Consider the following 12,353-nt stretch of genomic DNA (forward strand, 5'->3'; position numbering starts at 1 on the left):
GCCATGGAAATTTATAACGACCATAAAAAACTTTTTACTGCTGCGTTATGCTTCTTTTTGCTGCTCACATTTTTTGTGGCGATAGGGCCAGCATTTACGAGTCAGAATAACAATGCACCACTGCCCGGCAGCAAGCCGCTAAACCGGCTTGAAACAGCAGGTAAAGCCGTATTTATAGCCGAAGGATGTGTGGCTTGTCATACCCAGCAGGTACGTAATGTAGATATGGACAAAGTTTGGGGCGCACGCCCTAACATAGCGGCCGATTATGCCAACATCATCCGTACCGATGTTTGGCGTAACACAGCTACGCTCATGGGTTCAGAACGTACCGGCCCCGATTTAACCAATGTAGGTACCCGTCAGCCGAGTAACGACTGGCATTACTTGCATTTATTTAATCCGCGGTCGGTAGTGGCGGAGTCTGTTATGCCATCATATGAGTGGCTGTTTGATATAAAAGAATACGCATGGCCAAATGATGTAGTAGTGAATGTGCCCGATGATTTTAAAAAAGGCATCACTGGGAAAATTGTGGCATCGTATAAAGCCGTGGCGCTGGTGGCCTACCTGCGATCGCTAAAGGAAATTACCTTGCCCGATGGCAAACCGGTGCCGATATTCCTGTACGGGAAAGGTGCTGCTGAAAAGGCGGGCGCCGCAACATCTGGCAAAGGCGTAGCCGCTAAACCTGAGTTTGATGGCGCAGCACTTTATGCTACCAATTGCCAATCCTGTCACCAGGGAAATGGCGAGGGATTGGTTGGCGCTTTCCCGGCGCTAAAAGGCAGCAAGGTAGTGCTTGATGATAATCCGGAGATCCAGGTAACCATTATCATGAAAGGCTATAACGGTCGTATAAGCGAGGGCTACGGAATAATGCCTGCCGTGGGTACCAATAACAACCTTAAGGCCGAGGAAGTGGCGGCTATTGTAAATCATGAACGCAGCAACTGGGGCAACAGTTCAAAAAAAGTAACGGTTGACGATGTGAAAAAGATCATTGCTTCATTTGGCAAACCCGAAGCCGCAATTGCTAAAAAGTAAAAAAAGTCAGAAGCCAAAAAAATGAAAAAATATATCACATTGCTGCTCATGCTCATTCTTAAACTGGATGTTATAGCCTGTGAAGCTTGTAAAAAGCAACAGCCCGCTGGTTTTGAGGATATCACTCATGGTGCCGGCCCCGATAGTAATTGGGATTACCTCATAGTTTTTGTAATGGTAATCATTACGCTGTACGTGCTGGTAGCAACCATCAAATGTTTTATAAAACCCGGCGAAAAGAACGAAGAACACATTAAACGGATGATTTTAAACGACCTAAAGCCATGAGAGATCAAAGTTTTGTAACCCTGTTTATTGATGAAGATCTGAAACCAATAGGGGAGTTTCCGGCACCGGTAACTTTTGATCTGGATACCCGCAAATTAACCGATGGCAACCACGTACTCAAAGTAGTTAGCAAGGACCACCAAGGGAAGGAAGGGGTCAAACTGATCCCGTTTGTGGTACGCAACGGACCTGCGATAGCCATTGAGGGTTTAAAAAAAGACGAGATTGTAGAAGGCGTGTTACCCCTCATGATCAACGCCTATGGCAAAGGCGATCAGAAAACGTTTATGCTGCAGGGCAGCGAAACCCCACAAAGTATCCCCTGGTGGCTGGTAGTAGGGATCATTCTGTTTGTGGCCTGGACGGGGTACTTCATTATTACATCGCTGGCGGTGAAGTTGTAGAGTAATTTTACATGTATAATTACCATCAGATAGTTTATTGATAATATATCACACGTTTTTAATTATATGCTTTTATCGCCTTAAAGAATAATTATCAGATAAATGGGAAATATAAGTACATATTCGATTTCTAAATTGCAAAAGGTATTTGATATGGACACTGGGAAGCATGACTATTTCTATGTTGATGCCGGGAAGGAGCCTATATACACAGATGTACCGTTTCGCGCGGAAACGTATTCTATCCTATTTCTAAAGAAGGGTACCCTAAGTCTGCAGGTTGATCTTGCGTCACACACAATAAAGGGTCCTGCAGTTCTTACAATCGCACCAATGGTTACGCGCAGTTTCCGATGTGTTGAAGATATGCCGGAAATGGTTATTCTTTTTTTAGAAATTCGTTTCTCGTCGAAACGCGGGCAGATATTTTTTTCTTGACCATTTTGATTTTTTTGAAGACAGTGAAAGCCATATCGCTGCCTTGAATGCATGTCAGTCAAAAAGATTGAGCGCAATTTTCGATATCATTAGTGATACGTTTAATAAGGGACACTCGCATGAGGCCGCACTGATGCGAAGCTATACTTATTGTCTGATACATGAAATCGATGTTATCCATAAGTGCATACATGCTGATCTCATTCATAAAGACGACCATAGTTCGTTGTTTATCAGGTTCAGGAATCTGCTGGTTAAGCAATTTTGGAGGCATCGCTCGGTTAGTTTTTATTCCAGTAACCTTAACGTTTCGCCAAAATACCTATCTGAAGTAATCAAAAAAGAAACCGGTAAAACCGCGGGTGCATGGATAGATAATGCGATCATACTGGAAGCAAAGGTACTATTGCAGAACAAAGATCTCAGCATACAACAGATCGCGGACAAACTTAATTTTTCAGATCAATCCGTTTTTGGGAAGTTTTTTAAAAATCAGGAAGGTATTTCTCCATTGGAATACAGGAAAAGCTTAGGTAAAACGCGTTAAGTCAAAATTATTTTTGATCAGGCTCGTGGAATTACATCATGATTATGCCCTAAAACATGCCCCTGCAGGCAGGTAAATACAGCACCTGAAGCAGGTTGAACCAGACGATCGGAGAAACCGACGAGAACATACCGCAATCTTACCCTTTTAGAGAGCGCACCGAAGAGGATATTTGCAATGAAAATAAATGTAGAAGATTCAAGATCGAGGAAATAACAGGCGGCCGGGGTGCAAAACCGCGAATGCCGGCAAGAAAAAAATGAAAAGGAACAATACGAATAACTTGAACCATACTAAAATAGAATCCAGGAATTTATTGTTTCTCGTTTCTGAAAAGCTATTTGCCGATCACGAATTTTATCGTACTACAATTCGTATGATAGCGGGGAATAGTGGGCTTTATCTGGCGCTGATCAGTTATTACTTCGGTGTAAAACGGGACATGTTCATCCAGATATTCAGGGACAGGCTCGGGCGGTTAAATAGCGTTTTGGAACGGATACCATATGTAGAGCTTCCAGCTCCGGAAAAACTGATGGTTTTCCTGGAGGAGTATTCGAATGTATTCAGGAATAATATAAATTTCCACCGCTTGCTGCATCGCGAGATCACTTTTTTACCGGAGTCTGCAGTTAAGGACCATATCACCGATTACTTGGATAACACACTGGCTATTTTAAAAAAACTTATTGAGGACGGAATTGAAGAAGGGCATTTCAAAGCTACAGATAGTCAGTTGGTGTATCTTACGATATTCGTAATGTTGCCGGTAATGATTTCGGGTTCGCCGGTAAGCAGGCATATATCGGAAAATATAGCACCGTGTGGTAATGTCTTCAGTACCGAACTAATAAAAAAGTACTTGTACTACATATTGAAAGCTCAGAAATCAGAAAACAGTTATATAGAGCACAAACACTAAACAGTTAATTATCATGAAAACTATACCGTTTAAGCATGCCATCGGCAGGCTTACAGTATCCTTATTTTGCTTGATTTTTGCATTTGACCTCCCTGTTATTGCCCAGCAAACTCCCAATGTCAGACTTTCGCTGCTTCAAGCTGTTGATCTATCTAAGGCCCAAAATATGCAGGTTCATGCTGCGAGATCAGAAGAAAGCGCCACTGAATCAGATTTGAGAGACGCTAAAACGAACGCACTTCCTACTGTTCTGACCAATGGCGATTATCAGCGTTTTACAAGTCTAACCCTATATAATCATGGTTTAAACGACGTGCGTTCCATACCCAAAAGACCGACTTCGAACGGCGCTGACCTTGGTGTGTCTGCCAATTTTAACCTTTATGCAGGCGGCAGACAAAAAGCCCTGGTAGCTGAGCAAAAAGAAAAAAGAGACTTAGCTGCTATAAACACAAAAGAACAGGCGGGCACTGTAGGGCTGGAGGTGGCCGACCAATACCTGAATATGATCAGACTTATTTACCAAAAGCACTTTATTGATGATCAGGTAGTACGCGCAGAAACAAGGCTTAAAAACATAGATGCCTTATATCGGAATCAAAAAGTAACCCGGAGCGATCTGCTGCGATCAGAGCTAAATCTTTCGGCTGTAAAGTTAAACCTTGAACAAACGCTGAATGATATTATAATTAGCAATCAAAAATTGAACGTATTGCTCAATTTGCCCGATTCCACGAGAATCTACCCAACAGACAGCGCGGCTATGACTATGCCAAGTGTTGATACGCTGCTTGACCTGATTAACAGTACGACCCACGACGCTTATGCTATACGTAAGGCAGACGAGAGCATCAAGATTCAGAATGCGAGGATCAGGGGGTAAAAAGTAATTTCTCACCAGCGCTTTCGTTGTATTCCGCCTATGGCTTTAACTATCCCAATACCATTTTTTATCCACCAGTGGATCAAGGATATTCCATTGGCTTCGTAGGTTTTAAAATTCAGTACAACATTTCATCGATATATCTAAATAAGTATAAATCATCGGCAAGTCGTATTAGATTACAGGAATTGCAATATGTGCAGCAAAATATAAGCGATAATGTAAAGCAAGAAGCTAACAGTCTATTAATCAAGTACCGCGAGGCACTTAGCCGTATCGCAGTTAACGAAAAATCGATTGCACAGGCGAAAGTTAACTACCGTATTATAAATGCCAAATACCTCAACCAATTAGCTTTGCTCACCGACTTACTGGACGCCGATAACCTTTATCAAGAAACAAGATATAACCTGGTTCAGGCACAAACCGTTGCGCAACTTATTTACTACCGGTTATTGTTCACCTCCGGGAAATTATAAAAATATATTTACCCAAAATACATCACTCTTAAACAATAGCATATCATGGAAACCTCAACTATAAAAAAACACACCCAGGTAATATCATATTATCGGTACTTGCCATCCTGGTTGTGTTAGGGGCCATCGTTTATTTTATCAATTATTTTATAACGGGGAGTAACTACATTGAAACCAATGATGCACAGGTAGAGTCCTATATCAATCCGGTTTCGGCCAGAGTAAGCGGTTATATCAAAGATGTGAGATTCGACAGAACATCAACAGGTTAGGGAAGGAGATACATTAGTAACCATTGATGACCGCGAATATCGCGAACGAGTTACTGAGGCTGAGGCGGCGGTTGAAGATTCAAAGGCTCAGCTTTTGGTCTTAGATGCGGGAATTGCTTCATCCGAGACAAGTACACTTGTAAATAAAGATCAGATAAATGGTGCTAAAGCAAGATTGGTACAGCAGGCCGCCGACATGAAACGTTACAAAAACCTGATGAAGGAAGAAGCTACAACTGGCGCAGACCTGGAGTTGGTACAATCACGTTATGACGTATCTGTTAGCGATTACAGTGCAGCTCAAAATAATTTGCGCACCAGTTATGCTAAAATAGCGGAATTACGATCACATAAAGCTTTACTGGCGGCAGATCTGAAACGTAAAACCGCCGAACTTAAATTGGCCCGTATTAACTTAGGATATACTGTAATACTTGCCCCGTACACAGGCAGGATGGGGCGTAAAACCATACAGGAAGGTCAACAAATACAGGCCGGTCAGCCATTGGTATCCATCGTTAATGAAAGAGACAAATGGATTACCGCCAATTTTAAGGAAACCCAGGTATACGGAATGTATATTGGGCAGCCGGTTGATATTAAGGTTGATGCTATCGACGATAAAGTGTATCATGGGCATATTGAAGCTATATCTGCATCAACTGGTGCTAAATTCTCTTTACTTTCACCGGATAACGCTACAGGAAACTTTGTCAAGATCGTTCAACGAGTACCAATTAAAATAAAATTTACCAGCAAAAATATTGAACAGGTTAAGGCTGGTATGAACGTTTTGGTATCAGTTAAAAAGAAATAGTTATGAATGCACCCACATATATTAAACCCTGGCTTTCGAATTGGAGCTGGGGGGTAAGGATAGCCCTCTTTTTAATATTACTGTCATCTATAATGGAATTTGCTTCCATTTCCTTAAGTCAGAATTATGTATTGTCATACCTTGGAGCTCAACCCGAAGATATCACGTTCTCCGTACAGCTATGTTATGTTGGTATACTTACTATATTACCTGTACAGTTCAGGTTTCTGAGATACTTTGAAATGAGGAACTATCTTTTGATCCTTACATTTTTGTCAATAATACTAAATATAGCCTGCATCAATGTTAGTAGTGTTATGGCATTCTTTTTCATACGTTTTTTTCAGGGGATGGTGGTTGGCAGTATTTCCGGAAGTATGCTTATTCTCATTCCTAGTTTTCTGAAGATGGAGCACCGTGCTGCATTTGGATCGACTATTTTTTACGGTACAGTGTTAAGCAGTGGTGTATTATTAGGCCTTGTTGCGTCGGCTGTGACATTAAACTCCGATTTCAGGAACGTGTATTATTATCTCATTTTGTTTCAGATACTGGTATTGATTGTAATACTAATTTCATTCAACCAGGTATCCAACCTCCGGAAATATCCATTATACCAGATCGACTGGACAGGTGCCGTATTTTTCCTGGCCGTAGCCGCAGGATTGGCTTATACAATACTTTATGGCTCAAAATATTATTGGTTTACAGACACGCGTATTCAATTATCGACGGTTGTTACAGTAGCAGGCGCTATCCTGTTTTTATGGAGGGAAAGGATAGTAAAACGACCTGGCCTCGATTTGACCATTTTTAGGTTTAAGAACTTTTGGGTGGGGCTTATACTACTTGCAGTTTATTACGGAAGTAAAGAAAGTATTAATATTATTTTCGGTTATACTGTATCCGTGTTGCAGTGGAGTGCAACACAGGAAATGATATTGGGGCTTTGTAACATAACCGGTCTTATTATTTTTATGGTGATCTCGGCAAGAATCCTGGTTTACCGCAAGGATGCTATATTTTATTTTTTGTTTGCTGGTTTCAGCATGTCGCTTTTATACCATTTATGGATGTATTGCATATTTACACCCGATTTAGCTTTTGAGGACCTAATATTGCCTATGTTTTTTCAGGGGGCTACGTCAGGCATTCTATTTGTTCCCATCATGTTATTTACTTTAAGCGCGGTGCCGCAAACTACTGGTTATACCGGGTTGATATTTGCTGCCTGTACCCGTTTTACCTCTTTACTGAATGCCAGCGCGGGTTTTTATAATATACAATTGTATTACAGTCAGCTATATAAGGAAAATTTTCTTCATCATATAACCGGTATTGATGAAAATGTAACTGAAAGGCTCAACGGCTTCAGACAAGTATTCCTGAGTAAGGGTTTTTCGCCTGATCAGGCCGCGGCGGCGGCTAATGCATCCTTAGCCAGAATAGTTAGTTTGCAAACACAGCTGCTTACCAACAGGGCCGTATTTCTTTTTATTGCTATTCTTACTGCATGTGTGCTTCTTGTCATATTATTGGTATATGTAATTAAAACATTGCGGCTGCTAACGCCATAAATAATGTTAGCAGTATGATGATTGATAAAACAAATAAGGTGTGGATTCGTAATGTTATATTTAATTTATCCGGTTGAAAAGGGGTCTATTTATTGGAAATAGGGATACCGATTTTTGGATCCACCTGTCCAGGTCAACTTGTAATTCAGCAATGCTCCTGTATATCTTCTTAACAAAGAGATAGTGATGGAAGTTTGTTATTACCATTATTTTTTCATTAGTGTGTCTATTATATGATGTTGAACTTTTAGAGCAACGAATTGTGTTAATGAATTTCTAATTTAGCAATGTAAGTGAAGAAGATAGCATGGTCAGATTGTAATGTATTATGCCAATGACCTTCAATATTAAAGATTATGGTATTGACGTTTGCTCCATTTCGGACACAAAGTACTACGATTTGGATACGAGTAAATATTAAGGACCGATGACCTTTGTGTTTCAATCATTAAACGATTATGAAATACAAAATTTTAGGTAACACGGGTTTAAAAGTATCGGTACTTTGCTTAGGTACAATGAATTATGGCGGTAAAGGTTTTTTTGGTTATATGGGTAAACTTGCCCAAGACAAAGTGGATGAGCAGATCCGCATAGCTACGCAGGCTGGAGTTAACTTTATCGATACTGCGAATATTTATTCAGAGGGCCTATCAGAAATGATGATAGGGCAAGCAATAAAAAATCTTTCTATCAATAGGGACGATCTGGTTTTGGCGACAAAGGTCAGAGGTTCAATGGGCAAAAGTGAAAATGACAGGGGCCTTTCAAAAAAGCATATCATTCAGCAAGTTGAGGGGAGCTTAAAAAGATTAGGGACAGATTATATTGATCTATATCAGATTCATACTGCTGACCCTTTGACACCAATAGAAGATACTATAAGAACCCTGGATGATCTGGTAAGAAGCGGAAAGATTAGGTACTTTGGTGCAAGTAATATTTCTGCCTGGGAATTAATGAAAGGGCTCGCGTATTCTCAATACAACCATTTAGACAGATTCGCTTCGCTTCAAGCTAATTACTCATTGGATGTAAGAGATATTGAACGTGAAATTGTTCCGTTACTAAAAGATCAACAAGTGGGTATGTTGGTATGGAGCCCGCTGAGCGGGGGCTTGCTTACCGGTAAATACGCGCGAGGAGGACAAAAGGAAGAAGGTAGATTGAAAAGTTTTCCGTTCCCTCCTTTTCACGAGGAGCGGGCTTATAACGTATTGGATGCGCTTATCCCAATGGCAGAACAAAAACAGGTGGCCGTTTCTCAGTTGGCACTTGCATGGTTATTACATCGCCCGGTAGTCAGCAGTGTAATTATTGGTGCGACCCAATCGCATCAGTTGCAGGACAACTTAAGGTGTATTGATGTTACATTTACACCTAGTGAGTTAAGCTTGCTGGACGAGAATCAGTAAACTACCGGCTGAATATCCTGGGAATGTTATTGAAGTGATGACCATGGACAGGACTGAGGGGGTTGATTTTTTGAATGCTTAAATTATCATAAAGTAGGGTGGGCAGAACAAATGTATGGTCCACCCCGTTCATTTTTTGTTATGAATCATATAGATCGCAAAATCCTTAATATAGATACCATCAAAGAAATACATTCATTGATGGGTTTACCGGGTCCTTTAAATCCGCTGATTACCATCATTAATCATTCACAGACCAAAGAAACTTACTTGCCCGTTCAGCAAAAATTATTGATGAATTTTTATAATATTACTATTAAGAAAAGCTTCAAAGGAAAATTAAAGTATGGCAAAAATCATTATGATTTTGACGAAGGTATCATGTCATTTGTTGCCCCTAAACAAATAATCTATATAGATGACATTGAAGAAAGGAACACAGAAGGATGGTCACTATTATTTAATCCGGATTTGATAAGGAAATACCCTTTAGGAAAAACTATCAAACATTATGGTTTTTTTCTTATGCGGTGAATGAGGCCTTGCATCTTTCGAGCCTTGAAGAAAAGACCATCGAGAATATTGTTCAAAACATTCAAAATGAAATTAATTCGAGATTGGATAATTTTAGTCAGGATGTGATCGTATCCAATTTAGAGCTTTTGTTAAACTATTGTAACAGATTTTATAACAGACAGTTCATTTCACGAAAGATGGCATCAAACGATTTATTAATCAGGTTTGAAAAGATCTTGGAAGATCATTTTTATATTAATGCTGTTCCGAAATTACCGACCGTTCAGAATATAGCATCTTCATTAAATGTTTCGCCTCCGTATTTAAGCGATATGTTAAGAAGCGTAACAGGACAAAATTCTCAACAGCACATCCATAATAAGATTGTAGAAAAAGCAAAGGAAATTCTGGCTACAACTGATTTATCGGTTAGTGAGATCGCTTATAGCTTAGGATTTGAATATTCACAGTCTTTTAGTAAACTATTTAAAAACAAGATGAACATTTCACCTGGAGAATATAGAAATCAATTTAATTGAATAAGATAATTTTATACACATGACCAAGTGCTCTGTCAATTGGCAGTCTATGGCTACTAATAAACAATTCCAGCATGTCTAAGTTGCCAACTAAATAGTTTAGAGAGATTCTTCTTTGCGCCATAAATTCAAAAATACGGTATCACAAATTTTCAGGAACAAGAATATCTCTAATTCTTCAAATTTAAAATAGGTAGGGAAGATAAAGTAATAGATGGGAGTGGAATAATTTTGCAAAAATCATGGTAGGCAAATCAATTGGTCAGAAAGTATTTAAAAAAACTGCTTTAGCAGGTATTCCACTTACTGTGCCAGCGATCTGATCTTATCCACAAAGCCGAGGATTTGCGAGACATGGAAAGGAATGCGTTACTTGTTGGCTTTATAACCCAAGAGATGGTAAAGATGACGAAATTTTCATTAACCAGGATAATTGATAGTCCGGCAATGTCTATGCATGCTTCTTTTCAACGCCCAACGTTTCAAGTAATTTTTCAGAAAGAGATACGTGTTTTTTGACAAAAAATCATCGTCCAGAATTTGAATATGCTAAGTCTACACTGGCCTTATAGAAAGTGGGGTTTGAAACTATAACTGGCGATAAGTACTGTGATCCTCATTGATAATCTTTATTCTAGCGTACGGGCATTTAATTATAATACTGCTAAAATTGCGAAAATCGTAGCAGCCGTTAATATTATCTGTACGATTTTACTCCTATAAAAGGATATTAACCGCCCTCTTTATTTTTTTATAAGCCTGATGTTTGTCTAAACCAATTATAGCTATCAAGAATTTTTCTGTATTTGAATTTTTTGATGGAAAGCTTAATCATGAAAAAAATATTACTTGCTTTTTTTGCCTTTTGGCTTTTTCATTTCTTATTATTTTCTCAAACAAAAAATACGTTTTCTGAACTCGATCGCCGGATAAACAACCCCATTTCTCCAATGACCATAAAGGAGAAAGTAGAGCATTGGTATTATTATACTGATAGCTGCGCATGTTTAGGTATCCTCCGGTTTACCGGAAGCGGCATTTCGCGTGGTATTGGAAATAAAACAAAGGGCTGCTCTTGTTTCCCGGTTACCATTGCTGTGGCCGCAGATTGGAGTCGCCCGTTAATCTTAAGCAGCGGACAGGCGATTTCTTTGGAGCAGGCTGCAAGAAAACGGTTTCGTATTGCAGGCCCTAAGGTACGACCAGCAAAAGATCAGTCCCGAATTTGCTTTGGGTTATGATTTAAGTTACACCACGTTTCAGTATAACAATATCAGGCTGTCGTCAATGAAATCTAAACTAAGCGGAGACATTAAAATCAGTTTAGACCTGAAAAACACGGGTAAGCCATTCCATCTACACGAATTGATAGGGAAGCCGTTGCCTAGAGGCAGTGGCATCACTGGAACCATATTGATAATTCAACAAGACTTACAGTTAGCAATGGTAAATGTCTCCTAATGCTAAGCGCTTTTACCAACGGAAATATGAGTTAGTGAATTTGATTTTTTTGTTGGTCAAATAGATAAAACCTAAGCATGAATGCATGCGGTACATAAGATAAATAAATTTAAACGATTACAAATAAAAATTATATTATGAAAAAAATGTATTTATTATCATTAAAAGGCAATTGCGGGATAAAATATTTGGGATTTCTGCTGGTAGTTATTCTTAACCTGAGTTGCGCTAAAAAAGACAGCAGTTCGGCCCCCAAAACAACTACAACACTGCCTCCAACGATGCCGGTTGCTATTCCTTCTATCAATACCAGCGCTTCCACTGCTAAGGAAATAATAGTAGATATGGGAGCTGGATTTAATTTAGGAAATACTTTTGAAACTAATACAAGTAATTCGCCAACGTTTGCCAGTGTAAAGCCTATAATTGATTTATATTATAATGCAGGTATGCGCCATATCAGAATCCCGGTAACCTGGGTGGAAGGATTTCCTTCCAATATTGCTGATGCAAATGGGAATATAAATATAGCGCATCCCAGGTTATTTGAATTGAAAGCTATTGTTGAGTATGCCTTGTCTAAAAAAATGTATGTAGAGATAAACGCACATCATGAGCATTGGCTAAAAAATAATTATGATGGAAGTGCTGCTTTTGATAATAAGTTTAAAACACTTTGGACAGGCATTGCTACTTTCTTTAAAGACGAGACCAAAGCAATTGTTGTTTGATGTATTGAATGAGCCGG

At 39.4% G+C, this 12,353-nt stretch carries 15 protein-coding genes; all 15 read left to right on the plus strand.

Features of this window, described 5'->3' with window-relative positions; all coding sequences use genetic code 11:
- Nucleotides 1–3: 3 nt before the first annotated feature.
- On the plus strand, nucleotides 4–1,047 hold the full coding sequence (locus ACRQ5D_RS21895) for a cbb3-type cytochrome c oxidase subunit II (protein WP_091176350.1): 1,044 nt from the start codon (nucleotides 4–6) through the stop codon (nucleotides 1,045–1,047).
- A 21-nt stretch (nucleotides 1,048–1,068) separates the two neighbouring features.
- Nucleotides 1,069–1,335: a hypothetical protein gene (locus ACRQ5D_RS21900; protein ID WP_091176347.1), complete on the plus strand. Its 267-nt coding sequence runs from the start codon at nucleotides 1,069–1,071 to the stop codon at nucleotides 1,333–1,335.
- Nucleotides 1,332–1,739 (plus strand): cytochrome C, encoded by a 408-nt coding sequence (locus ACRQ5D_RS21905; protein WP_091176345.1) that lies wholly within the window; start codon nucleotides 1,332–1,334, stop codon nucleotides 1,737–1,739. The genes ACRQ5D_RS21900 and ACRQ5D_RS21905 overlap by 4 nt, the downstream gene beginning before the upstream one ends.
- A 505-nt stretch (nucleotides 1,740–2,244) precedes the next feature.
- A complete protein-coding gene (locus tag ACRQ5D_RS21910; protein ID WP_176844610.1) occupies nucleotides 2,245–2,724 on the plus strand; it encodes a helix-turn-helix domain-containing protein in 480 nt (159 codons plus the stop codon).
- Nucleotides 2,725–2,983: 259 nt separating this feature from the next.
- Nucleotides 2,984–3,646, plus strand: a complete 663-nt coding sequence (locus ACRQ5D_RS21915; RefSeq protein WP_432326580.1) for a TetR/AcrR family transcriptional regulator — start codon at nucleotides 2,984–2,986, stop codon at nucleotides 3,644–3,646.
- Nucleotides 3,647–3,659: 13 nt separating this feature from the next.
- Nucleotides 3,660–4,529, plus strand: a complete 870-nt coding sequence (locus ACRQ5D_RS21920) for a TolC family protein (RefSeq protein WP_431200405.1) — start codon at nucleotides 3,660–3,662, stop codon at nucleotides 4,527–4,529.
- 26 nt (nucleotides 4,530–4,555) lie between these two features.
- Nucleotides 4,556–5,008, plus strand: coding sequence for a TolC family protein (locus ACRQ5D_RS21925; protein WP_431200406.1), 453 nt, complete (start codon nucleotides 4,556–4,558; stop codon nucleotides 5,006–5,008).
- Between the two features lie 113 nt (nucleotides 5,009–5,121).
- Nucleotides 5,122–5,280, plus strand: coding sequence for a hypothetical protein (locus ACRQ5D_RS21930; RefSeq protein WP_432326582.1), 159 nt, complete (start codon nucleotides 5,122–5,124; stop codon nucleotides 5,278–5,280).
- A 94-nt stretch (nucleotides 5,281–5,374) separates the two neighbouring features.
- Nucleotides 5,375–6,097 (plus strand): HlyD family secretion protein, encoded by a 723-nt coding sequence (locus tag ACRQ5D_RS21935; protein ID WP_432326584.1) that lies wholly within the window; start codon nucleotides 5,375–5,377, stop codon nucleotides 6,095–6,097.
- Nucleotides 6,098–6,189: 92 nt separating this feature from the next.
- Nucleotides 6,190–7,674, plus strand: coding sequence for a hypothetical protein (locus ACRQ5D_RS21940; protein ID WP_432326586.1), 1,485 nt, complete (start codon nucleotides 6,190–6,192; stop codon nucleotides 7,672–7,674).
- A gap of 458 nt (nucleotides 7,675–8,132) precedes the next feature.
- Complete coding sequence (locus tag ACRQ5D_RS21945) at nucleotides 8,133–9,089, plus strand: aldo/keto reductase (RefSeq protein WP_432326588.1); 957 nt, start codon at nucleotides 8,133–8,135, stop codon at nucleotides 9,087–9,089.
- A 141-nt stretch (nucleotides 9,090–9,230) separates the two neighbouring features.
- Nucleotides 9,231–9,623 carry a hypothetical protein gene (locus ACRQ5D_RS21950; protein WP_431200408.1) on the plus strand — a complete coding sequence of 131 codons (393 nt, stop codon included), beginning with the start codon at nucleotides 9,231–9,233 and terminating at the stop codon, nucleotides 9,621–9,623.
- Between the two features lie 218 nt (nucleotides 9,624–9,841).
- Nucleotides 9,842–10,144, plus strand: coding sequence for a helix-turn-helix domain-containing protein (locus ACRQ5D_RS21955; protein WP_431200409.1), 303 nt, complete (start codon nucleotides 9,842–9,844; stop codon nucleotides 10,142–10,144).
- 833 nt (nucleotides 10,145–10,977) lie between these two features.
- The gene (locus ACRQ5D_RS21960; RefSeq protein ID WP_143020912.1) at nucleotides 10,978–11,385 is read left to right on the plus strand and encodes a hypothetical protein; all 408 of its coding nucleotides are present in this window, start codon (nucleotides 10,978–10,980) and stop codon (nucleotides 11,383–11,385) included.
- Between the two features lie 357 nt (nucleotides 11,386–11,742).
- A complete protein-coding gene (locus ACRQ5D_RS21965) occupies nucleotides 11,743–12,336 on the plus strand; it encodes a cellulase family glycosylhydrolase (RefSeq protein WP_432326590.1) in 594 nt (197 codons plus the stop codon).
- Nucleotides 12,337–12,353 lie beyond the last annotated feature (17 nt).

Origin of the sequence: Mucilaginibacter sp. P25 (assembly GCF_050859465.1) — a bacterium.
Classification (GTDB): domain Bacteria; phylum Bacteroidota; class Bacteroidia; order Sphingobacteriales; family Sphingobacteriaceae; genus Mucilaginibacter; species Mucilaginibacter gossypii.